At 72.8% G+C, this 21,194-nt stretch carries 21 protein-coding genes; 3 read left to right on the plus strand and 18 right to left on the minus strand.

Annotated elements, in window-relative coordinates:
• Nucleotides 1-97 precede the first annotated feature (97 nt).
• Entirely contained in the window at nt 98-1,816 is a 1,719-nt protein-coding gene (locus tag ACE1OA_RS03610; protein ID WP_432752252.1) for an acyl-CoA dehydrogenase family protein, read from the minus strand.
• A gap of 63 nt (nt 1,817-1,879) precedes the next feature.
• Complete coding sequence (locus ACE1OA_RS03615) at nt 1,880-2,494, minus strand: PadR family transcriptional regulator (protein ID WP_356601957.1); 615 nt, start codon at nt 2,492-2,494, stop codon at nt 1,880-1,882.
• Between the two features lie 395 nt (nt 2,495-2,889).
• On the opposite strand from ACE1OA_RS03615, the gene ACE1OA_RS03620 reads away from it, so the two are divergent.
• Both ACE1OA_RS03620 and ACE1OA_RS03625 read left to right on the plus strand, forming a co-directional pair.
• Entirely contained in the window at nt 2,890-4,464 is a 1,575-nt protein-coding gene (locus ACE1OA_RS03620; protein WP_432752253.1) for a pectate lyase family protein, read from the plus strand.
• Nucleotides 4,465-4,635: 171 nt separating this feature from the next.
• On the plus strand, nt 4,636-5,475 hold the full coding sequence (locus tag ACE1OA_RS03625; protein WP_386545832.1) for a dienelactone hydrolase family protein: 840 nt from the start codon (nt 4,636-4,638) through the stop codon (nt 5,473-5,475).
• Between the two features lie 89 nt (nt 5,476-5,564).
• On the opposite strand, the gene ACE1OA_RS03630 is transcribed toward ACE1OA_RS03625, so the two are convergent.
• The 3 genes from ACE1OA_RS03630 to ACE1OA_RS03640 all read right to left on the minus strand — a co-directional run bounded on the left by ACE1OA_RS03630 (nt 5,565) and on the right by ACE1OA_RS03640 (nt 8,697).
• Nucleotides 5,565-7,586: a prolyl oligopeptidase family serine peptidase gene (locus ACE1OA_RS03630; RefSeq protein ID WP_384868100.1), complete on the minus strand. Its 2,022-nt coding sequence runs from the start codon at nt 7,584-7,586 to the stop codon at nt 5,565-5,567.
• A 91-nt stretch (nt 7,587-7,677) separates the two neighbouring features.
• Nucleotides 7,678-8,505 (minus strand): DUF1206 domain-containing protein, encoded by an 828-nt coding sequence (locus ACE1OA_RS03635; RefSeq protein ID WP_384868102.1) that lies wholly within the window; start codon nt 8,503-8,505, stop codon nt 7,678-7,680.
• Nucleotides 8,506-8,535: 30 nt separating this feature from the next.
• Complete coding sequence (locus ACE1OA_RS03640; RefSeq protein WP_147981387.1) at nt 8,536-8,697, minus strand: DUF5670 family protein; 162 nt, start codon at nt 8,695-8,697, stop codon at nt 8,536-8,538.
• Nucleotides 8,698-8,892: 195 nt separating this feature from the next.
• Here ACE1OA_RS03640 and ACE1OA_RS03645 point away from each other — a divergent pair, with 195 nt between their 5' ends.
• Nucleotides 8,893-9,066, plus strand: a complete 174-nt coding sequence (locus tag ACE1OA_RS03645; RefSeq protein ID WP_356601949.1) for a CsbD family protein — start codon at nt 8,893-8,895, stop codon at nt 9,064-9,066.
• 140 nt (nt 9,067-9,206) lie between these two features.
• Here ACE1OA_RS03645 and hypE read toward each other — a convergent pair whose 3' ends face one another.
• From hypE to ACE1OA_RS03710, 13 genes are all read right to left on the minus strand, one after another.
• Nucleotides 9,207-10,268: a hydrogenase expression/formation protein HypE gene (gene hypE / locus ACE1OA_RS03650; protein ID WP_432752254.1), complete on the minus strand. Its 1,062-nt coding sequence runs from the start codon at nt 10,266-10,268 to the stop codon at nt 9,207-9,209.
• Nucleotides 10,261-11,406, minus strand: a complete 1,146-nt coding sequence (hypD, locus tag ACE1OA_RS03655; protein ID WP_386542797.1) for a hydrogenase formation protein HypD — start codon at nt 11,404-11,406, stop codon at nt 10,261-10,263. Before hypD ends, hypE begins: the two co-directional genes overlap by 8 nt.
• The gene (locus tag ACE1OA_RS03660; RefSeq protein ID WP_356774327.1) at nt 11,403-11,678 is read right to left on the minus strand and encodes a HypC/HybG/HupF family hydrogenase formation chaperone; all 276 of its coding nucleotides are present in this window, start codon (nt 11,676-11,678) and stop codon (nt 11,403-11,405) included. The genes hypD and ACE1OA_RS03660 overlap by 4 nt, the downstream gene beginning before the upstream one ends.
• Complete coding sequence (gene hypF / locus ACE1OA_RS03665; RefSeq protein ID WP_432752255.1) at nt 11,647-14,043, minus strand: carbamoyltransferase HypF; 2,397 nt, start codon at nt 14,041-14,043, stop codon at nt 11,647-11,649. Before hypF ends, ACE1OA_RS03660 begins: the two co-directional genes overlap by 32 nt.
• Complete coding sequence (hypB, locus tag ACE1OA_RS03670; protein ID WP_356601941.1) at nt 14,043-14,876, minus strand: hydrogenase nickel incorporation protein HypB; 834 nt, start codon at nt 14,874-14,876, stop codon at nt 14,043-14,045. Before hypB ends, hypF begins: the two co-directional genes overlap by 1 nt.
• Nucleotides 14,877-14,878: 2 nt before the next feature.
• A complete protein-coding gene (locus tag ACE1OA_RS03675; protein ID WP_356774321.1) occupies nt 14,879-15,283 on the minus strand; it encodes a hydrogenase maturation nickel metallochaperone HypA in 405 nt (134 codons plus the stop codon).
• Between the two features lie 116 nt (nt 15,284-15,399).
• Nucleotides 15,400-15,507 carry a DUF6893 family small protein gene (locus ACE1OA_RS03680; protein ID WP_384868111.1) on the minus strand — a complete coding sequence of 36 codons (108 nt, stop codon included), beginning with the start codon at nt 15,505-15,507 and terminating at the stop codon, nt 15,400-15,402.
• Nucleotides 15,504-16,019 (minus strand): hydrogenase maturation protease, encoded by a 516-nt coding sequence (locus ACE1OA_RS03685; protein WP_384868188.1) that lies wholly within the window; start codon nt 16,017-16,019, stop codon nt 15,504-15,506. The genes ACE1OA_RS03680 and ACE1OA_RS03685 overlap by 4 nt, the downstream gene beginning before the upstream one ends.
• Before the next feature lie 32 nt (nt 16,020-16,051).
• The gene (locus tag ACE1OA_RS03690) at nt 16,052-17,494 is read right to left on the minus strand and encodes a hypothetical protein (protein WP_432752256.1); all 1,443 of its coding nucleotides are present in this window, start codon (nt 17,492-17,494) and stop codon (nt 16,052-16,054) included.
• On the minus strand, nt 17,491-18,186 hold the full coding sequence (locus ACE1OA_RS03695; RefSeq protein ID WP_356601933.1) for a DUF6084 family protein: 696 nt from the start codon (nt 18,184-18,186) through the stop codon (nt 17,491-17,493). Before ACE1OA_RS03695 ends, ACE1OA_RS03690 begins: the two co-directional genes overlap by 4 nt.
• Nucleotides 18,183-18,836, minus strand: coding sequence for a DUF5947 family protein (locus ACE1OA_RS03700; protein ID WP_361314729.1), 654 nt, complete (start codon nt 18,834-18,836; stop codon nt 18,183-18,185). Before ACE1OA_RS03700 ends, ACE1OA_RS03695 begins: the two co-directional genes overlap by 4 nt.
• The gene (locus tag ACE1OA_RS03705) at nt 18,833-19,357 is read right to left on the minus strand and encodes a hypothetical protein (RefSeq protein ID WP_432752257.1); all 525 of its coding nucleotides are present in this window, start codon (nt 19,355-19,357) and stop codon (nt 18,833-18,835) included. The genes ACE1OA_RS03700 and ACE1OA_RS03705 overlap by 4 nt, the downstream gene beginning before the upstream one ends.
• Nucleotides 19,354-21,138, minus strand: coding sequence for a nickel-dependent hydrogenase large subunit (locus ACE1OA_RS03710; protein ID WP_356601927.1), 1,785 nt, complete (start codon nt 21,136-21,138; stop codon nt 19,354-19,356). The genes ACE1OA_RS03705 and ACE1OA_RS03710 overlap by 4 nt, the downstream gene beginning before the upstream one ends.
• Between the last annotated feature and the right edge of the window lie 56 nt (nt 21,139-21,194).

A 21,194-nucleotide genomic window follows, 5' to 3' on the forward strand; every position in this document is an offset into this window, starting at 1 on the left:
CCGCCGGAACGGTCCCCCGGTGCCCCCGTGCGCCGAGGGCCGGCCGCGGAGCCTCACCCCGCGACCGGCCCCTTGTCCGGCCCCCGTTCTCCGGTCCCTACTGGGCCATCTCGTACGCCCCCGAGAGGGCCTCGACCCGCTGCCAGACCCGCTCCGACCGCGCCTCGTCGACGACCGGGCGCCGGACCGAGCCCAGCGCCCACAGCTGCTGCTGCTCGGTCGCGGAGTCCTTGCCGTGCAGTTCGACGGCGTGCGCGGAGAAATCACGGACGAGGACGGCGAACAGTTCGTCGAGGACGTCCTCGTCGAGGCCGGTGAGGTCCGCCTGCTCCAGGACCAGCTGGCCGTGGACGACGAGCGCGAAGAGCTGGCCGACCGCGAGGAGGAGGTCGAGGTCGCGGCTCTGCTTCTCGTCGGGAGCGGCCGTGGTGACGAACTCGCAGAGCGCGTCCGCCTGTTCCCGGAACCGGGCGACGTTGGGCAGGTGGGCGAAGGTGTCGTAGGCGGTGCGCCAGTCGTGGAAACGCACCGATCCCAGACCGCGGGCCGGGCCCTGGCGGAAGAGGAACGTGTCGTCGGCCGCGTCCAGGCGGGTCGGGACGGGCTCGTAGGCGACGGGCTCCAGCAGGTGGTTGCGCATGAACTTCAGGATCAGCGCCAGGTTGACGTGGACCGTGCCCTCCAGCTTCGGCAGCCCGCGGATCTCCACGGCGGCCTGGGCGAAGTAGTTGTCCTTCTCGAACCCCTTGGCCGCGATGACGTCCCACATCAGGTCGATGACCTTCTCGCCCTCCGTGGTCACCTTCATCTTCGTCATCGGGTTGAAGAGGAGGTAGCGGCGGTCGTCGGGACCGGCGGAGCGGAAGTAGTCCACGGCCCGGTCGCTGAAGAGCTTCATGCCGACGAGGCGGACGTAGGCGTCGGTCAGCTCGCGGCGCACGTGCGGGAACGCGGTGACGGGGCGGCCGTAGAGGATGCGGTTGTGCGCGTGGGTGACGGCCTCGTACATCGCGTGCTCGCAGATGCCGATGGAGGCGGTGCACAGGTTGAACTTGCCGACGTTGACCGTGTTGAGGGCGGCGTCGAAGGCGGCGCGGCCGGTGTGCAGGACGTCCTCGGCGGCCACCGGGTAGTCCTCGAGCCGGAACTCGCTGACGTACTTCGACGAGTCGACGACGTTCTTGACCAGGTGGTACGCCGGGTGGCGGCTGTCGGCGGCGAAGAAGACGTAGCCGTCGGGGCCTTCCACGTCGGTGCGGCGGCCGAAGACGGAGACGAGTCCGGCGGCGTTGCCGTTGCCGATGTAGTACTTGGAGCCGGTGGCGCGGAAGCCGCCGTCGGCGTCGGGCTCCAGGAGCATGTCCGTGGAGTAGATGTCGGCGCCGTGGGACTTCTCGGACAGGCCGAAGGCGAACACCTGGCCCTGCGCGAGGAGTTCGGCGGCGCGGCCGCGCGCGGCGGCGTTGTCGCTCTGCCAGACCGGGCCGAGGCCGAGGATGGTGACCTGCCAGGCGTACCAGTAGTCGAGGCCGTAGAAGCCGAGGATCTCGTTGAGCGCGGCGATCCGGGCGGTGTCCCAGCGCCCGTCCTGCCCGTCTCCCTCGGACGACGGGGTCAGGAAGGTCGCGAACAGCCCTTCCTTGGCGGCGAAGGCGAGGAAGTCGCCGAGCCAGGCCCGGGTCCGGTAGTCCTCGATCAGCTGTCGCTTGCCGCGCTCCTCGAACCAGTCGACGGTGGCGCGCAGCAGCCGGCGGGTCTCCGGATCGAAGTGCGCGGGGTCGTAGGTGCGCGGGTTGAACAGCAGCGGGTCGGCCATGGTTGCCGCCTTTCGACTGGAGGAGGGAAGGGGTGGGACGTACGGGCTGAGCGGTACGGCCGGTCAGTGTCCGGGACCGAACCGGCCGAGGGTGGCGAGGACGTCGTCGAGCCAGGCGAGCATCATGCGTTCGTACGCGATGCCTCCGCGCAGGACGGCGTGCTGGAGTTCGCGCTCGGGGTCCGGCGCGACGGGGGCGGCGGGCTCGGCGTCCGGCGCGTCGCGGTCGACGTGCCCGGCGCCGGGGGCCCCGGGGACGGACCCGGGGAAGTCGCGCGCCTCGCCCGCGAGGTAGTGGGCCAGCCGGGCCGCGTGGGCCTGCTTGTGCCGTTCCACCTCGCTCATCAGGGCGGCCGGATCGTCGAAGGCGGCGCCGCGGATCTTGACCGCGAGGTCGTGCCGGACGCTCTCCGGCTCGATCGGTTCGTGCAGCCAGGAGGAGAGGGCGGCCCTGCCGAGGTCGGCGACGGAGTACTCCTTCTTGTCCGGGCGCCCCTGCTGGGGCACGTCCCGGACGTCGACCCAGCCGTCGTTCTCCATGCGCTTGAGCACGCGGTAGATCTGCTGGTGGGTGGCGGTCCAGAAGTACCCGATGGACCGCTCGAACCGGCGGGCCAGCTCGTAGCCGGAACCCGGCTTCTCCAGCAGGGACACGAGGATCGCGTGTTCGAGCGCCATGGCTCCGATCTTGCTATGCAACGAGTTGCATAGACAAGCGTCGGGACTCCGGTGAGACGCGGCTCACCCGCCGCCCGTGCCCCACGGCCCCCCACCGCATCACGTCAGGCACCCGTGTCCCCGCACACGGCGGATCGTGCGCAGAGCCTTGCCACTCCCCTCGGCGCGCCCTATCGTCGCCGCCGGAAAGCGCTTTCTCCCCAAGGGAGTTGGCCGCTCCCCTCTTCGCGAATCCATTGGGAAGAAGGGACAGAAAGCGCTTCCATCGCACGATCGGCATCGATGTCCTCGCAGCTCCACTTCCCCCGAGGCCCCACCGACCCGGTCGTCGACGAGCGGCACCACCCCTGCCGGACCGACCGGCCCGGCAGGCGACGACCCACCGGGAGACTGTGATGAAACGACGAGGCGTACGACGGCTCCAGGCGGCGCTGGCCACCATGGCCCTCGCCGCCGCCACGGGAGTGCTGCTGACGATGCCGGAGGCGTCCGCGGCGACGGGCGGCGCCACCGGCTACGCGACACAGAACGGCGGCACCATCGGCGGCGCGGGCGGTCAGACCGTGCGGGCCACCACGGGCACGGCGATCCACGCGGCCCTGTGCGGCCGGGCCAGCAGCAGCACCCCGATCACCATCGAGGTCGAGGGGACCGTCAACCACGCCAACACGGCCAAGGTGTCGGGCGGCAGCTGCAACACGGCGGACGGCGTGATCGAGCTCAAGCAGATCAGCAACGTCACCATCGTCGGCGTCGGCGGCGGGGCGGTCTTCGACCAGCTCGGCATCCACATCCGCGAGTCCAGCAACATCATCATCCAGAACGTCACCGTACGGAACGTCAAGAAGTCGGGCTCACCCACGTCCAACGGCGGTGACGCCATCGGCATGGAGAGCAACGTACGCAACGTCTGGGTCGACCACGTCACCCTGGAGGCCTCGGGCGGCGAGTCGGAGGGTTACGACGGCCTCTTCGACATGAAGGACAACACGCAGTACGTGACGCTGTCCTACAGCATCCTGCGCAACTCCGGACGCGGCGGGCTCGTCGGATCCAGCGAGACCGAGCTCTCGAACGGCTTCATCACCTACCACCACAACCTGTACGAGAACATCGACTCCCGCACCCCCCTGCTGCGGGGCGGTATCGCCCACATCTACAACAACCACTACGTGAGCCTCAACGAGTCCGGCATCAACTCCCGGGCCGGGGCGCGCGCCAAGGTGGACAACAACTACTTCGAGGACTCCAAGGACGTCCTCGGCACCTTCTACACGGACGCCGCGGGGTACTGGCAGGTCAGCGGCAACATCTTCGACAACGTGACCTGGTCGAGCCCCGGCACGGACTACAACCCGGCCGGTCCCGACCCGCAGTCGAACACCACGGTGTCCATCCCGTACGCCTACAGCCTCGACGCGGCCTCCTGCGTACCGGACGTCGTGCGCCAGACCGCGGGCTCCGGCACGGGCCTCCGGGTGTCGAACGGCACCTGCTCGCCGCAGACGCCGACTCCGACGCCGACCGGGACCACGCCGACCCCCACGAACCCGACTCCGACGCCGACGCCGACCACGCCGACCCCCGGGCCGACCCAGCCGAGTGGCACGAACCTCAGCATCGGGGCGGGCTCCGACGGCTCCAGCAAGGCGGACGGCACCAGCTACGGCAACGTGCGGGACGGCAACACCGCCACGTACTGGTCGCCGGCCGGCTCGACCGGTTACGTCTCGATCAAGTGGGGCTCCGCCACCGCGGTCTCGATGATCGCCATCCGTGAGACCTCGGGCGGGGCGGGCCGCATCGGGGCCTGGCGGGTCCTCAACGGCGACACGGGAGCGGTCCTGACCTCGGGCAACGGCGCCGGCGTCATCACCTTCCCGAAGACCTCGCTGCTCAAGATCACCTTCGAGATCACCGGCTCGACCGGAACTCCGCAGGTCGCCGAGTTCGAGACCTACGCAGGCTAGAGACGGCGCCGGCACACCGGAGCGGGTCCGCCGACACCGTCGGCGGACCCGCTTCGCGTCGCCCCGCCGCCTCCGCCGGTCCCCGCGGTGCGCGAGCCCGGGCCGCACCCATTGACCCACCGGCCCTACTTCGCGGTAACTTACCGTCGGCAGAGCAGAGGGGGCAGGCTCGTGGCAGACCACGATCTCACCGGCTTCACCCAGGGCACGTTCACCCACGACGGCGCCACCCGGCGGGTGCTGCGCCGGGGCACCGGACCCGCCGTGATCGTCCTGGCGGAGATCCCGGGCATCACGCCCAAGGTCCTGGAGTTCGCCGAGCGCGTGGCGGCGACGGGCTGCACGGCCGTCCTCCCGGTGCTCTTCGGGACGCCCGGCCGCGACCCGAACCCCGCCGCCCACGGCTGGGCGCGGACCGGCCTCACCACGGCGTCCGCGCTGTGGCGGGTCTGTGTCAGCCGGGAGTTCACGCTGCTGGCCACCGGGCGCAGTTCGCGTGTCGTGTCGTGGCTCCGGGCGCTGGCCGCGGCCGAGCACGAGCGGTGCGGCGGCCCCGGGGTCGGCGCCGTCGGCATGTGCCTGACCGGCGGGTTCGCCCTCGCCATGGCCACGGACGACCGGCTCGTGGCCCCCGTCCTGTCCCAGCCGTCGCTGCCGCTGGCCGTCACCCCGGGCCGCGCGGCCGGCATCGACATCGATCCGCGCGAGCTCGCGATCGTGCGGGGGCGCTGCGAGCGGCAGGAACTCCAGGTGCTCGGGCTGCGCTTCCGGAGCGACCGGCTCGTGCCGGAGGACCGCTTCGCCTTCCTCCGGCGGGAACTGGGCGACGCCTTCGTCGCGGTCGAGCTGGAGGACGACGCCGCGAACCCGGAGGCCGTGCTCGCACCGCACTCCGTCCTCACCGAGCACCTGATCGACGAGCCCGGTCAGCCCACCCGGCAGGCCCTGGACATGGTCCTGGACCTGTTCCGCACCCGGCTGCTCGGCGAGCAGCCGGGTGCCGTCGGCTGATCCGGGCGGACGGGCCCGCGGGCAGGCACCGGCCCCGCGCTCCGGCCGCCCCCTCGTCCCGGCACCGGCCCCGCGCTCCGGGGCCCCGATCAGGTGCCGAGGTTCCGCCACAGGAAGGTGTGCACCAGGGCGTTGTTGTGGGCGGACTGCTCGTTGTCGCCGGCGCCCGCGTGGCCGCCCCCGGTGTTCTCGTGGAACAGCACCCGGTGGCCGAGTTCGCGCAGCCGTGCCGCCGTCTTGCGGGCGTGGCCGGGGTGCACGCGGTCGTCGCGGGTGGAGGTCATCAGCAGCACCGGCGGGTAGGTCCGGTCGGCGGCGAGCCGATGGTAGGGGGACAGCGCGCCGAGGTGGGCGCGGTCCGCCTCGTCGTCCGGATCCCCGTACTCGGCGATCCAGGACGCGCCGGCGAGCAGCCGGTGGAAGCGGAGCATGTCCAGCAACGGCACCTGGGCGACGATCGCGCCGAACAGTTCCGGGTGCCGGGTGAGCATCGCGCCCATCAGCAGTCCGCCGTTGCTTCCCCCGGCGGCTCCGAGCATGGCCGGTGTGGTGATGCCGCGCGCGACGAGGTCCTCGGCGACGGCCGCGAAGTCGTCGAAGGCGCGGGTCCGGTGGGCGCCGAGCGCGGCCTGGTGCCACGCGGGTCCGTACTCGCCGCCGCCCCGGATGTTGGCGATGACATGGGTGCCGCCCCGCTCCAGCCAGCCGCGGCCCGTCACGGCCCCGTAGGAGGGGGTGAGGGAGACCTCGAACCCGCCGTAGCCGTAGAGCAGTGCGGGGCCGGGGCCGGTCGACGCGTGGTCCGGGCCGATCACGAAGTACGGCACGCGCGTCCCGTCCCGTGAGGTGGCGAAGTGCTGCGCGACGGCCAGCCCGGCGGTGTCGAAGCGGGCCGGGGCCTCCTTGAGGACCTCGCTGTCGCCGCCGACCACCCCGCGGTGGAGCGTGGACGGCTGCAGGAATCCCGACACGTCCAGGAAGTACTCGTCGGAGACGTCCGGGTCGGTGTCGACGACGCTCACGGCGGACAGCGCCGGGACGTCCGCCAGCGGCTCGCGCGTCCAGCCGCCGCCGGGGGCGGGGGTGAGCACCTCGATGTGGGTAGTGACGTCGCGCATCGTCTCCAGGATCAGGTGCCGGCGGGTCCAGGAGTGTCCGGCGAGCGCCGTCCGCGGGTCCGGGGCGAAGAGCACCTCGGCGTCCCGGCCGCCGGCCAGGAAGGCGTCGAAGCCGAACGCGAGCAGCGAGCCCGCCCGGTGTCCGAGCCAGTCGGACTTCAGGGTGACCACGAGGTGGTCGCGGTGGGCGTACGCCTCGGCGTCCTCCGGGACGTCGATCCGTACGAGCGTGCCGTCGGCGGCCAGCAGGAACTGCTCGCTGCGGAAGAAGTCCAGGGAGCGGCCGACGAAGTCCCGCTCGTAGCCGGGTGTGGGGTCGTGGGTGCCCCAGGCCGACACGTCGGCCGTCTCCGCCTCGAAGACCAGGGCGGCGTCCTCCAGCGGGGTCCCCCGCCGCCAGCGGCGCACGGTGCGGGGGTAGCCGGAGTCGGTGACCGAGTCCGGTCCGAGTTCGGCGCCGACGAAGACGGTGTCGTCGTCGATCCAGCCGATCCGGGTCTTGCCCTCGGCGACCCGGAAGCCGTCCTCGACGAAGGCCCGGGAGGCGAGGTCGAACTCGCGGACGACGACGGCGTCGCCGCCGTCGCGGGACAGGCACACCAGGGCCCGGTCGTAGGCCGGCCTGCGCACCCGGGCGCCGGCCCACATCCACTTCTCGCCCTCGGCGGCGGCCAGCGCGTCGACGTCGAGAAGGACCTCCCACTCGGGGAGGTCCTTGCGGTACTGCTCCAGCGTGGTGCGCCGCCACACACCGCGGACGTGGTCGGCGTCCCGCCAGAAGTTGTAGAGGTATGCGCCCCGGCGGGTGGTGTACGGGATGCGGTCCGAGGCGTCGAGGACCTCCCGCAGCCGTTCCTTGCGTTCGTCGAAGCCGGCGTCGGCGGCCAGTTCGGCCCGCGTCTCGGCGTTCCGCTCGGCCACCCACTCCAGCGCTTCCGCGCCCTCGACGTCTTCCAGCCACAGATACGGGTCGTCTTCGCTCACACGCCGCATTGTGCAGGTCCGGGGGCTGTCGCGGCCACCTCGTCCTCCGCCGCCGGGGTCCGGCGGCGGAGGACGAGGTGGCGTCTGCCCGGCTCCGCCGTCAGACGCGGCGCCAGCGGCTCATTCCGAAGGAGAACAGGCCGAACAGCGCGAGTCCGGCCGCGAGGGCGACGAGCAGCCACGGTCCGGCGCCGGTCTGCGCGAACGAGCGGATGGCGTCGTCCATGCCCTTCGCCTCGTCGGGGTCGAAGTCGATCGCCGCCCGCAGGGCGAAGTACCCGACGGCGGCCAGCAGGACGCCGCGCGCGACACCGCCGGCCACGCCGGTGACGTCCATGTAGCGGCGCGCGTTCTCGGACATCGCCCCGTCCAGATGCTTGCGGTACTTCCTCCGGACCGCCCGGGCGGCGATCCACAGGCCGGCGACGACGATGCCGACGGCCGCCGCGCCGACCAGCCACCGGCCGGCCGGGAGGGCCAGCAGACGCGCGGTGGCGTCCTGGCTCTGGCGGTCGGTCTCGCCGGCGCCGCTGTCCCCGGCGCCGGCGGCGAAGGCCAGGACGACGGCCGCCACGAACGCGTAGAAGACGCTCCTGACGGCGGACAGCGCCCGCTTGCCCGGCTTGTGCCCGTCCGGGCCCGCGGCTCCGAAGACCGCCTCGGTGAGCCGCCACAGGGCCATGCCGACGAGTCCGGCGCCCAGCGCCCACAGCGGGACGGCGCCGGCGGGGGTGGCCGCGATCTGCTCCAGCGCCCCGCCCCGGTCGGCCTGCTCACCCCCGCCCGTCATACCGATCCGTACGGCGAGGACGCCGATCAGCAGGTACAGCACACCTCGTGCCACGAAGCCGGAGCGGGCGCCCACTCTCACCGCGTCGCTCCGGGCCACGCTGCGCATCGAGGATCTCGGCGAATGCGCGTCAGCCATCTCTCTCCCTCCCTCGGTGCGGTCGTCGGGCTACCAGCGGTACCAGCGGCCCGAGCCGCCCTTCGGCCGGGCCACGAAGCCCAGCAGCCACACCACGAGCAGGATCACGGCGATCCACCAGAGTGCCTTCAGCGCGAATCCGGCGCCGAAGAGAATCAGTACGAGAAGCAGAACGAGAAGAAGGGGAACCATGTTTATCAACCTCCGGAGTGCCGCTTACCCTGCCTTCACACCTCCATTCCGATGGATTTTCGGGTTTCTCGTCGACAATCCCGGGAATTCGGCGCGCCGCCTCCAGAGAAAATCAGGATTTCGCGTTTACGGGGGCGCGGACAGGTCAGACGCCCTGACGTCAGGCACGATCCAACGCGCAGGGAGTGATCGACTGTGTCCGGTGAGCAGAAGATGAAGGCCAAGGGCGAACAGACCAAGGGAAAGGCCGAGGAAGCGGCCGGGCGCGTGACGGGCAACGAGCGCCTGAAGGGCAAGGGAAAGGCCGACCAGGCGAAGGGTGAGGCGCGTTCCGCCAAGGAGAAGGCGAAGGACGTCTTCAAACACTGACATCCGCCGGGAACACTCCGCCGACGTCGCGCACCCGAGGACGTCGACGATCGCCGAGAGGGCCGCTCCGGGGTACGGAGCGGCCCTCTCGGCGTGTCCGCGCCGCCGTACCCCGCGCGGGGCGTCGGCCGGGCGCCGGATCAGCAGATGCGCGGCAGCTGCTCCCCGAGCGGCAGGTCGACCACGCGGGTGCCGCCGAACCCGGTGCGCGCCACGACGAGACCCGGGTGGGACTCGACGGCCTCGCCGATGACGGCCGCGTGCCGGCCCAGCGGGTGTACGTGCAGGGCGTCGAGGACGGCGTCCGCGTGCGCCCGCGGGACGAAGGCGACCAGCTTGCCCTCGTTGGCGACGTAGAGCGGGTCGAGGCCGAGGATGGCGCAGGCGTTGGCGACGGCGGGGGGTACGGGGACCTTGGCCTCCTCGATGACCACGCCCGTGCCGGAGGCCGCCGCGATCTCGTTCAGGGAGGCCGCCAGCCCACCGCGGGTGGGGTCGCGCAGGACGTGGATGTCGGGGGTGACGGCGAGCATGGACCGCACGAGCCCGCCGAGCGGGGCGCAGTCGCTCTCGATGTCGACGCCGAACTCCAGACCCTCCCGGACGCTCATGATCGCCACTCCGTGGAGTCCGATCTCGCCGCTGACGATCACGACGTCTCCCGGCACCACGCGCTGCGGGCGCAGGTCCACCCCGTCGGGGATGAGGCCGATGCCGGCGGTGTTGAGGTAGATGCCGTCGCCGTGTCCGGCCTCGACGACCTTCGTGTCGCCGGTGGCGACCTCGACCCCCGCGGCCCGGGCGGCGGCGCCGAGGGCCTCGGCCACCCGGGCCACCGCGGAGACCTCGACCCCCTCCTCCAGGATGAACCCGCAGGACAGGTAGGCGGCCTGGGCCCCGCTCATCGCCAGGTCGTTCACCGTGCCGTTGACCGCCAGGTCGCCGATGCTGCCGCCGGGGAAGAAGAGCGGCCGGACCACGTAGGAGTCGGTGGAGAAGGCCATCCGGACGCCGCCCAGGGTGAGCGCCGCCGAGTCACCGAGCCCGGCCAGGAGCTCGCCGCCGAAGGCCGGCGCGAACAGGTGCTCCACCAGTTCGGCGGAGAGCGCGCCGCCGCCGCCGTGCCCCATGACGATGCGGGGACGGTCGCGCAGCGGAGCCGGGCACGTCCAGCCGGTGATGTCGAGTGCGGTGTCAGGCAACGGGGCTCGCCTCCCGGGACGCGGCGGTGCCGGAGGAAGCGGCCGGGGTGAGGCCGAGCCGGCGGTAGAGGTAGTACGCGGCGCAGGCCCCTTCGCTGGAGACCATCGTGGCGCCGAGCGGGGTGCGCGGGGTGCACCGGGTGCCGAACGCCTCGCACTCGTGCGGTTTGAGCAGGCCCTGGAGCACCTCGCCACTGCGGCACTCGGCGGGCTCGCGGGTGTCGATGCCGGTCACCGAGAAGCGGTGCTCGGCGTCGAACTCGCGGTACCGGGCCGACAGCCGCCAGCCGCTGTCGGGGATGACGCCGATGCCGCGCCAGGCACGGTCGGTGACCTCGAAGACGTCCTCCAGCATGGCGAGGGCCGCCGGGTTGCCCTCGGGTCGTACGGCCCGTTCGTAGGCGTTGTCGACGGTGTGCTCGCCCCGTTCGAGGAGGTGCACCGCGCGGCGTACGCCCTCCAGGATGTCGAGCGGCTCGAAGCCGGTGACCACGATCGGCACGCGGTGGCGCGCCGCCAGGTCGGGGTACTCGCCCGTCCCCATCACGCTGCACACGTGCCCGGCCGCGAGGAACCCCTGCACGCGGCAGCTCGGCGAGTTCATGATCGCCTCGATCGCCGGGGGGACCCGGACGTGGGACACGAGCAGGCTGAAGTTCGTGATGCCGAGCTTCCTCGCCTGGTACACCGTCATCGCGTTGGGCGGCGCCGTGGTCTCGAAGCCGATGCCGAAGAAGACCACCTGGCGGTCGGGGTTCTCCTGGGCGATCCGGAGCGCGTCGAGCGGGGAGTAGACGACCCGTACGTCGCCGCCCTCGCCGCGCACCTGGAAGAGGTCGCGGCCGGTGCCGGGCACGCGGAGCATGTCGCCGAAGGAGCAGAAGACCACCCCCGGGCGGGAGGCGATCTCCAGCGCCTTGTCGATGACCTCCAGCGGGGTGACGCACACGGGGCAGCCGGGACCGTGGATCAGCTCGATCTCGTCCGGCAGGATCTGGTCGATGCCGTGCCGGATGATGGTGTGCGTCTGGCCGCCGCAGACCTCCATCAGTGCCCACGGGCGGGTGACGGTCGCGTGGATGTCGTCGAGCAGCCGACGGGCGAGGGCGGGGTTCTGGAACTCGTCGATGTACTTCACTGCCGTGCCTCCGAAGCCTGCTCCCACGGGTCGCCGAACTCCTCCTGGAGCATGCCGAGTTCCTCGAAGAGCGCGAGGGTCCTGCGGGCCGACTCCTCGTCCAGGCGCTGGAGGGCGAAGCCCACGTGCACGATGGCGTACTCGCCGACCCGGAGGTCCGGGAGGTACTCGAGGCACACGTCCTTCTTCACTCCGCCGAAGTCGACGCTGGCCATGCGGGTGCCGTCTCTCTCCGTGATCTCAAGCACTCTGCCGGGTACCGCCAGGCACATGGGCCTCTCCTCGCTGTGGATGGGATGGGGTGAGGCGGGCCGCCGCCACCATGAGCTGACCGAGCGCCAACCCGCCGTCGTTCGGCGGCACGTGACGGTGCCTCAGTACGGTGAAGCCGCCCGCCCGGAGGGCCGCGGCGCAGCTGGCGGAGAGCACCGTGTTCGCGAAGACCCCGCCGGTGAGGGCCACGGTGCCGGTCCCGTGCCGGTCGCGTGCGCGGCCGCACAGGGCGACGACCAGCGCGGCCACGGCGGCGTGGAACCGGGCGGCGATCACCGGGCGCTCCGTCCCGGTGCGGACGTCGTCCGCCACGGCGGCCAGGACGGGTGCGGGGTCGGCGCGCAGCGGGCCGTCGCCGCCGGAAGCCGACAGGCCGAAGGAGTACCGGCCGTCCACGGCGGGGCCGGTTCCGTCCGCGGCCGGCGGGGCGGCCCGGAGCGCGGCGGCCTCCAGTTCGATCGCGGCCTGGGCCTCGTAGCCCGCGTGGTGGCAGATGCCCGCGAGGGAGGACACGGCGTCGAACAGGCGGCCCATGCTGGAGGTCGGCACGCAGTTCAGCTCGCGGTCCAACTGCTGCCCGAGGAGCCGGAGTTCGTCGTCGGGGCAGGCCGCAACGCAGGGCAGGTCCGGCGTCCACGCGATCCCCGCGGCACGCAGGTGGGACAGGGCCATGCGGTAGGGCCGGCGCACCGCGGCGTCGCCGCCCGGCAGCGGCACGTACGCGAGGTGGGCGAAGCGCTCGTAGCCGGCGTAGTCGGCCAGGAGGACCTCGCCGCCCCAGACGGCGCGGTCGTCGCCGTAGCCGGTGCCGTCGAAGGCGACGCCGATCACCCGGTCCTCGCCGGTCAGCCCGTGCTCGGCCATCGCGGACGCGAGGTGCGCGTGGTGGTGCTGGACGCGCGTCAGGGGGCGGCCACCGGCCCGTCGGGAGGCCAGGGCGGCGGACCGGTAGCCGGGGTGCCGGTCGGCGGCGAGGAGGGTGGGGGTCACGCCGGTGATGGACTCCAGCTGGCGTTCGGCGCGTTCGTGGGCGTCCTGGGTGGCGAGGTCGTCCATGTCGCCGATGTGCGCGGACAGCCATGCCCGGCGGCCCTCGCCCAGGCAGAGGGTGTTCTTGAGGTCGCCGCCGACGGCGAGGGTCGCGGGCACGGCGAACGGCAGGGGCAGCGGGAGCGGGGCGTAGCCGCGGGAGCGCCGCAGGACCGCGGGTTCGCCGTCGAGGACGCGGACGACCGAGTCGTCGCAGGGCACGTGGATGGGACGGTCGTGCGTCAGCCAGGCGTCGGCGAGTCCGGCCAGCCGCTCCAGGGCCTCGGCGTCGTCGGCGACGATGGGTTCGCCCGAGAGGTTCCCGCTGGTCATCACCAGCAGGCGCGGGCCGGGCGGGTCGCCGGGCAGACCGAGCAGCAGATGGTGCACGGGGGTGTAGGGGAGCATCACGCCGAGATCGGGACAGCCGGGCGCGACACCCGGGGCCCGGTCCGCGGCGTCGGCACGGCGGCGCAGCAGCACGATGGGCCGCGTCCCACCGGTGAGCAGGGCCCGCTCGTGCGGGTCGAGGTGGACGAGCGGTTCCACGTCGGCGAGGTCGCGGGCCATCAGGGCGAACGGCTTGTCCCCGCGGCCCTTGCGGCGCCGGAGCTCCGCCACGGCGTCCTCGTGGGCGGCGTCGCAGGCCAGGTGGTAGCCGCCGAGCCCCTTGACGGCGAGGATCGCCCCGGCGGCCAGCAGCCGGCGGGCCTCGGACACGGGGTCGTCGGACGCCGTCTCGCGGGGCGGGCCGCCGCCGAGGAGGAGCCTCAGCCGCGGTCCGCAGGCCGGGCAGGCGACGGGCTGGGCGTGGAACCGGCGGTCGGCCGGGTCGGCGTACTCCCGGGCGCAGTCGGGGCACATCGGGAAGCCGGCCATGGTGGTGTGGGCGCGGTCGTAGGGCAGCCCGGTGACGATGGTGAAGCGCGGTCCGCAGTGGGTGCAGGTGATGAACGGGTGCCGGTGGCGCCGGTCGCCGGGATCGGCCAGTTCCCTCAGGCAGTCGGCGCAGGTGGCCGTGTCCGGGGAGACCAGCGTCCGGCCCTCACCGGTCCGGGAGGCGACGATGCGGAAGCCCGCGTCGCCCTCGACGGGGACCTCGCGGTGGTCGACGGTGTCCACCACCGCGAGCGGCGGCGCCTCCGCGGCGAGCCGCTCGCAGAACAGCAGGACCGCGGCCGCGGCCCCCTCAACCTCGGCGACGACGCCGTCCGGGGTGTTGGTGACGTGCCCGGCGAGGCCGAGGCCGGTGGCGCGGGTGTACACGTACGGGCGGAAGCCGACGCCCTGCACCACGCCCCGGACGACGACCCGCCGCCGCTGCACCGCCTCCATCAGCGGGTCTGCGCCATGTCGTGGTCGTGGGGCCGGCCGTGATGGTCACCGTGGCCGTGGTCGTGCGGGTGTTCGTGGCTGTGGTCGTGCGCGTGGCCCTCGCCGTGGGAGTGCGCCTGCTCGTGGGTGTGTCCGTGACCGTGCTCGGGGCGCGCCATCACCGGCCGGTGCGGTGCCGCGCCCTGCGCGACGGCGAGCGCGCGGTCGAGCAGGGCGCCCACGCCGTCGTCCGCGCGGGCCGAGGTCAGGACCACCTCCACACCGGGGTTGACCCGCTGGACGTTCTCCCGGAAGGCGGCCTCGTCGAAGTCGACGGCCCGCGCGATGTCCGTCTTGGTGACCACCACCAGCTGGGCGAGCCCGAAGGCCGTCGGGTACTTGAGCGGCTTGTCCTCGCCCTCGGTCACCGACGCGAGGACCACGCGCAGGGTCTCCCCGAGGTCGTACGAGGCCGGACAGACGAGGTTGCCCACGTTCTCGACGAACAGCAGCCGGGCGTCCTCGGGCAGCCACCCGTCCAGGTACCGGCCCAGCATCGCGGCCTCGAGGTGGCACAGGCCGTCGGTGAGCACCTGCCGGACCGGCACGCCGGAACGCGCCAGCCGTGTCGCGTCGTTCTCGGTGGCCAGGTCGGCGGTCAGCGCGGCGACCGACAGACCGCGCTCGCGGGCCAGCGTCAGCTCGCGTTCCAGGAGGGCCGTCTTCCCGCTGCCCGGGCTGGAGAGCAGGTTGACGACGGCGGTGCCGCGGGCGGTGAGCGCGGCGCGCAGGGCGTCGGCCGCCGCGTCGTTCTTGGCGAGCACCGCCTGTTGCAGGTCGACGACTCGGCACATGGTCAGGCCTCCTCGGGAATCGGTTCTCGGGTGGGCGCGGCGGCGGCCGGGTCGGTGCCGTCCTCCCAGGTGACGCTGAGGATCCGTAGTTCGCGGCCGGCCAGGAGCTGCACGTCGGCGGCCGTGCCGCACGCCGTGCAGCGCAGCTCGGGCGGCATGCCCACCGGCCAGGTGTGGGCGCAGGATCCGCACCGGGCGCGCGCGGGCTCGGAACGGGTCACGAGTCGCGCGCCGTCGAGGACCGTTCCGGCGCAGGCCAGTTCGAATGAGAAGGCCAGCGCGTCGGGGACGACTCCGGCCAGCTCGCCGACCTGGAGTTCCACCTGGGTGACCGCGTTCGCGCCGCCGGCCAGGGCCGCTTCTTCCACCTGGGCCACCACGGCCATGGCGATCGACATCTCGTGCATCGGACTCCGTCCTGCCGGGGCTCATTAGACCGACAGGACGGAGACGACGCCGTCGGCCACGCCGAGAGCGGGCACCGTGCGTCCGCCATTCGGGTGTGGCCGTGGGCCGGGGTGCGTCACATCCGGCGGATGCGCAGGTAGCGCCTCACGTCGGGCAGCACCTGCAGGGCGAGGACGAGCGCGACCGCGGCCGCGGCCACGCCGCCGATGACAGCCTTCTTCATGAGCTTCTCCTCAGTTCGTGGAGGGGCCGGTGGTCCGTGCCCCCGGTGTCGTCCCGGAGCAGGTCGCGCAGCATCCCGACGGCCCGCGGCACCGCTTCGGCCACCGGCCGGCTCAGGCCGATGCCCTCCTCGACGCAGGCGGGTTCGCAGCCGACGACGTAGGTCCGCCGGGGCGGTCGGGAGCCGGTGCCGGCGCACAGCGTGCCGAGCAGGGCGAGGACCGCGTCGGGGGACATGTGGTGCCCGTCGAGCACGGCTCCGCCCGCCTCGGGCCCGGGCCCGGCGACCGTGCCGGTCCCCGGGTCGTCGACGTCGATCAGGTAGAGCGTGCCGGGCTCGCCGCCGCGCGCGGTGGCGTCGACCAGGACGAGCGTGTCGTAGCCGTCGAGCAGCTGGTACGCGAGGTGGACCCCGCGTACGCCGAAGTCGGTGACCTCGACGCCGTCGGGCAGCGGGTGCGCGGACAGGGCGCGTACGGCTTCGCCGCCGAAGCCGTCGTCGCCGAGGAACATGTTGCCGATCCCGGCGACGAGGGTCCGGCCGTTCACGGCTCCTCCAGCGGGGTGACCTCGTCGGGCTGGAAGTAGAGGAACCGGCCCTGTTCGCGCCGGATGTCGGCTCCGGGGTCGCCTTCCACCGTCACGGCGAGGTGCACTCCCCCGTCGACGTCGTGGAGGACCGCCTCGACCAGGGCGGCGCGACCCTGGAGGAACAGGTCCTGGGCGTCGGTGCGGCGCAGGCCGGGGCGGAGCAGGACGCGGCTGCCGACGCCCACCGAGACGCCCTCGACCGTGATCCGGTCGCGCAGCGGGTCGGCGGTGTCGTCCGAGGCCGGATCCCACCATGGCTTCTCGGGCCGGAACACCGCCTCCTCGTCGGGGAGTTCGGTGAACACCTCGGGCCCGGTGGGGTCCGCCGCATCCGCGGCGGCGTCCGGGCCGGTGATCTCGCGCAGCGCGCGGACGGCACCGTGCAGCCGCTCCAGGACCTCGGGGGGCATGGAGTCGGCGAGGTCGATGACGGCGGCCGCCCGGGCGTCGGTCCCCCGGGCCTCGCGCTTCTCCTGGTCGGTCAGGGCCGCCGTGCGCAGGGCGAGGATCTCGTCGATCTCGGTGGCGTCGTACATCGCGCCCGCGCTCTCCGGCGCGATGCTCGGCTGGTCCTCCAGGATGATCGGCGAGGAGAGGACGACGTCGGCGCGTCCGGGGCCGCCGGCCAGGACCGGCCAGGTGTGCTCGTTCGCACAGGCCGCGACCGCGCTCCTGGCCCACTCGGGCGGGTCGGTCATCGAGAGGAACGAGCCCGCGCCGAGCCCCAGCAGGAGGTGCGCGGCGACCAGGGAGCGGGCCAGGGCCGCGTCGCGGTCGGCGTCCGGCGTCTCCGGGGTCCACGGGCTGGTGTTCTCCACGACCGCGGTGAGCTTCGACACCCGGTAGGGGCCGGGGACTTCGGCGGCCGAGAGGGTCACGGCGCCGTCGATGCGCTCGGTGCGCCGCACCAGTCGGCCGACGCACCGGCCGGCCTCGTCGAGGACGGGCTCGATGCCCTCGCCGGCGGCCCGGTGGAAGGGGACCCGGACCCCGTCGCCCGCCAGTTCCGCGATGTCCACGGAGAGTTCCACCCGCTCCTCGGTGCCCTCGTCCCAGGGGACGAGGACCCGGTCGGCCAGGTGCAGTTCGGCGACGTCGGCGAAGGTCCCGTCGGGCAGGGCCTGTTGGACCGTGCGGCGCTGGGCGTGCAGGAAGCGGAGCTCCACGGCGAGCGTGGTGCCGCGCCTGGGCTCCATCAGGATCTCCGTGCGCTGCCGGGTGTGCTCGCCCTGGCGGGGGCCCCAGGAGGGCGGGACGAGCACGCCGAACTGCCACCGCAGCCGGTTCTTGGCCGCCGAGGCCCGGTAGGGGTAGAGCACGTATCCCTCGAACAGGACGGCGTCGGCCACCTGGCGCGCGGTGTCGAAGGGCGACAGCGGGGCCGCGGTCGTCGTCATGGCGTCCTCTCGGTGACGCGCGGGCGTCCGGTGCCCAGCCGGAACGGGGGCGGGGCCGGCTCGGCGCCGTCGGCCCGGTCGAGCAGCGCCCGTACGGTCGCCTCCCAGGAGGCCAGCGCGTGCCGGGAGCGGAAGGCGAGCAGGTCGGCCATGGTCTCGCGGGGCAGCCGGAGCCAGGCCGTACCGGGGAAGTGCTGTTCGACCATCTCGCGCCAGACGGCCACGGGCATCCGGCAGGTCGCCTCGCGGTCCCAGGGGACCGGCTCGACGCGGAAGCCGGCGTCGCCGGTGAAGGCGGTGCCGGAGAACAGCAGGAGCAGCGGTGCCTCGCCGTCCGCCAGGGCGTCGAGGTACCGGGTGGCCGCGATGTCCATGTCGTAGGTGCAGGGCACGACCAGGTCGGTCTCGGTCTCCCCGGTGAAGCTCGGCACCATGACGGACACTTGGGCGATCTGCACGGGCTTCAGGGTGCTGCTCCAGCGGGAGCGTTCGCCGAACAGGTCGGCCAGGGCATCGGCCTCGCCGTCGCCGTAGGACCGCAGGGCGGGTTCGGCGCGGATCTGGCAGCGCAGGGCGAGGGCGTGCACGCGGTCCTCGCCGGAGGCCGTGATGCGCAGCCGGAAGACCAGGGTGGGCCCGGCTGCGTAGGGGTCGGCGCGTACGCCGGTGCAGGTGAAGGCGAACTCGGTCATGACGGCCTCGCCTCCGCGGGGATCCTGGCCCGGCGTTCGACCTGGGCGAAGAACTCGTCCAGCGCTGCGCGGGCTTCGGCTCCGCCGTCGAAGCCCTGCCATGTCAGGCGCATGCGGCCGACGAGCCGGTAGCAGATGTCGATGGGGACGAGGTGGCAGGTGGTGCGGCCGTCCGGGGTGCGGTGGAGCAGCAGCGCCTCGACGTCCGGCTCCAGCAGGCCGGCGAGCCGTCCGGAGCCGAGGACGGATTCCCATACCCGGGGGTCGAGTTCGCTCTCGGTGGCCCCGGCCGGGCTCGGGTAGAGCGCGACGAGGCGGTCGAGTGCGGCGTTGCGGAAGAGGAAGGCGACCGAGACCGGGATCCGGAGGGTCTCCCAGGCCGCGGCGTCGATGCCGTGCCCGGGGTCGGCGAGGTAGCGGTCGGGTACCGCGCGGTAGCGGCCGGTCCGCGCGCCGGGGCGGTCGAACAGCAGGCCGCAGGCGGTGCACGCGCAGACGAGGGCCCGCCGCTCGGTCTCCACCAGGTGCCGGTGGCCGTCGGGGGGCACCACGACGCCGCACAGCTCGCAGGTCTCCGGCCGGGGCGGGCGCGGGCCCGCGAAGCGTCGCAGGCCGCGCGGTCCCGTCGCGGGGGCGGCGGGGCCGGTCACGGCACCCGCACCGAGGTGGGCGGGCGGACCCCGATCTGGAGCAGGGGCGGAGCCGGAGCCGGAGCGGGTTCGATCTCCACCGCGGTCACCTCGGGTACGAAGGCGGCCAGGACGTCCTCCACGCCACGGGGGTCCGCGCCCTCGCCGCCGGAGCAGCCGCAGCCGCCGCCGGTCGCCGTGGGGCGCAGCCGCAGGACCCCGGTGGCCGCGTCGAATCCGACGGCCTCCATCGGGTCGCCGGCCGCGCCGAGGGCGCGCCCGATCCGGGTGTGCACGTCCTCGGGGTGGAGTTCGTGGAGGGTGAGCAGGGAGGCCACGAGCTCGTCGGCGAGCAGCTCGGCGGGCAGTCCGTCGGCGAGGCCGCCGACGATCCGGGCGAGGCCGGCGCCGTAGAAGTCCATGAGCACGCGGACCAGTTCCTCGGCGGCGGCGCAGGCGTCGCGGTCGCCGGTGGCGGCCATCCGGTCGAGCACCTCCTCGACCCGGCGCCCCGTCAGGGTCGCGTCGGCCGTCGCGCTCATCCGCCCAGTCCGCTCAGTCCGGTGGGCACGTGCATCGTCTTCACCGTCTTGCCGCCGCCGACGTACATGTGGACGCCGCACGGCAGACAGGGGTCGAAGCTGCGCACCGCGCGCATGATGTCGATGCCCTTGAAGTTCTCCGGGGTGTTCTCCTCGAAGATCGGGGTGTTCTGCACGGCGTCCTCGTACGGGCCGGGGGTGCCGAAGGTGTCGCGGGTGCTGGCGTTCCACGGGGTCGGCGGGTACGGGTGGTAGTTGGCGATCTTGCCGTCGCGGATCACCATGTGGTGGGAGAGCACGCCCCGGACGGCCTCGGTGAAGCCGACGCCGATCGACTCGTCCGGCACGTCGAACTTCTCCCAGGTCTGGGTGCGTCCGGCGCGGACCTCGGCGAGCCCCTTCTCCGCGCAGTGCAGCGCGATGGCGGCGGCGTACGCCTGGAAGTACGTCCGGGCGCGGTTGCGCTCCAGCGCGTTGCTCCACTTCGGGATCTTCCACTCGAAGCGGGCCTCCGGCTTGGTCATCGTGCGCGGCAGGTTGATGACGACGCTGTGCCCGGTCGCCTTGACGTAGCCGACGTCGACGAGGCCGGACAGGGCCGTCGACCAGAGGCGGGCGATGGGGCCGCCGCCGGTGTCGAGGGCGAGGTGGTCCTTGCCGTCGAACCAGCGCGGCGACATCACCCAGCTGTACTTGTCGTCGAAGTTCCGCTTCTGCGGGGCGGGCAGCGTGTGCTGGTTCCACGGGTGGCGGGGGTCGACCGGGTTGCCGAGGGGGTCGTGGGTGACGAACTGCTCCTGGCCCGCCCAGTCGTCGTAGTAGGAGCTGCCGAGCAGGATGCGGATGCCGAGGTTGATCTCGGTGAGGTCGTTGGTCACCAGCTTGCCGTCGACGACGACGCCCGGGGTGACGAACATCTTCCGACCCCAGTCGGTCATGTTGGCGTAGGTGAAGTCGCAGTGCTCGGGGTCGTTGAGCGCGCCCCAGCAGCCGAGCAGCACCCGGCGGCGGCCGACCTCCTCGTACCCCGGCAGGGCCTCGTAGAAGAAGTCGAACAGGTCGTCGTGGAGGGGGACGACCTTCTTCATGAACTCGCAGTACCGCATCAGGCGGCTCATGTAGTCCGTGAAGAGCTGGACCGAGGCGATGGTGCCGGTGCCGCCCGGGTAGAGCGTGGAGGGGTGCACGTGGCGCCCCTCCATCAGGCAGAACATCTCCCGGGTGTAGCGGCTGACCTGGAGCGCCTCGCGGTAGAAATCGCCCTCGATGGGGTTGAGGGAGCGCATGATGTCGGCGATGGTGCGGTAGCCGTGGTCGCCGGCGTGCGGGGCCTCGGTGCGCTCGGCGAGCTCCAGGACGCCCGGGTTGGTCTCGCGGACCATCTTCTCGCAGTAGTCGACCCCTACCAGGTTCTCCTGGAAGATGTTGTGGTCGAACATGTACTCCGCGGACTCGCCGAGGTTGATGATCCACTCGCCGAGGTGCGGCGGCTTCACCCCGTAGGCCATGTTCTGCGCGTACACGGAGCAGGTGGCGTGGTTGTCACCGCAGATGCCGCAGATGCGGCTGGTGATGAAGTGCGCGTCGCGGGGGTCCTTGCCGCGCATGAAGACGCTGTAGCCGCGGAAGACCGACGAGGTGCTGTAGCACTCCGCGACCCGCTTCTGCTTGAAGTCGATCTTCGTGTGGATGCCGAGACTGCCCACGATGCGGGTGATCGGATCCCATGCCATCTCCACCAGGCCGCTGCCGTCGGCGGCCTTCTTCGTCTGCGGTGTCATCGTTTCTGCCGTGACCCTTCTGGTACGGGGAGGTTTGCCAGGCTCGGGGGGCCGGA

Source organism: Streptomyces sp. JL2001 (genome assembly GCF_050917515.1).
Classification (GTDB): Bacteria; Actinomycetota; Actinomycetes; order Streptomycetales; family Streptomycetaceae; genus Streptomyces.

Coding starts and splice junctions, on each gene's coding strand:
- ACE1OA_RS03615 (WP_356601957.1), bottom strand. CDS start 2,494: ATGGCGCTCGAACACGCGATCCTCGTGTCCCTGCTGGAGAAGCCGGGT.
- ACE1OA_RS03630 (WP_384868100.1), bottom strand. CDS start 7,586: ATGCGGCGTGTGAGCGAAGACGACCCGTATCTGTGGCTGGAAGACGTC.
- ACE1OA_RS03610 (WP_432752252.1), bottom strand. CDS start 1,816: ATGGCCGACCCGCTGCTGTTCAACCCGCGCACCTACGACCCCGCGCAC.
- ACE1OA_RS03680 (WP_384868111.1), bottom strand. CDS start 15,507: ATGAAGAAGGCTGTCATCGGCGGCGTGGCCGCGGCCGCGGTCGCGCTC.
- hypF (WP_432752255.1), bottom strand. CDS start 14,043: ATGGAGGCGGTGCAGCGGCGGCGGGTCGTCGTCCGGGGCGTGGTGCAG.
- ACE1OA_RS03675 (WP_356774321.1), bottom strand. CDS start 15,283: ATGCACGAGATGTCGATCGCCATGGCCGTGGTGGCCCAGGTGGAAGAA.
- ACE1OA_RS03710 (WP_356601927.1), bottom strand. CDS start 21,138: ATGACACCGCAGACGAAGAAGGCCGCCGACGGCAGCGGCCTGGTGGAG.
- ACE1OA_RS03690 (WP_432752256.1), bottom strand. CDS start 17,494: ATGACGACGACCGCGGCCCCGCTGTCGCCCTTCGACACCGCGCGCCAG.
- ACE1OA_RS03705 (WP_432752257.1), bottom strand. CDS start 19,357: ATGAGCGCGACGGCCGACGCGACCCTGACGGGGCGCCGGGTCGAGGAG.
- ACE1OA_RS03635 (WP_384868102.1), bottom strand. CDS start 8,505: ATGGCTGACGCGCATTCGCCGAGATCCTCGATGCGCAGCGTGGCCCGG.
- ACE1OA_RS03640 (WP_147981387.1), bottom strand. CDS start 8,697: ATGGTTCCCCTTCTTCTCGTTCTGCTTCTCGTACTGATTCTCTTCGGC.
- hypB (WP_356601941.1), bottom strand. CDS start 14,876: ATGTGCCGAGTCGTCGACCTGCAACAGGCGGTGCTCGCCAAGAACGAC.
- ACE1OA_RS03695 (WP_356601933.1), bottom strand. CDS start 18,186: ATGACCGAGTTCGCCTTCACCTGCACCGGCGTACGCGCCGACCCCTAC.
- ACE1OA_RS03620 (WP_432752253.1), top strand. CDS start 2,890: ATGAAACGACGAGGCGTACGACGGCTCCAGGCGGCGCTGGCCACCATG.
- ACE1OA_RS03660 (WP_356774327.1), bottom strand. CDS start 11,678: ATGTGCCTGGCGGTACCCGGCAGAGTGCTTGAGATCACGGAGAGAGAC.
- ACE1OA_RS03685 (WP_384868188.1), bottom strand. CDS start 16,019: ATGTTCCTCGGCGACGACGGCTTCGGCGGCGAAGCCGTACGCGCCCTG.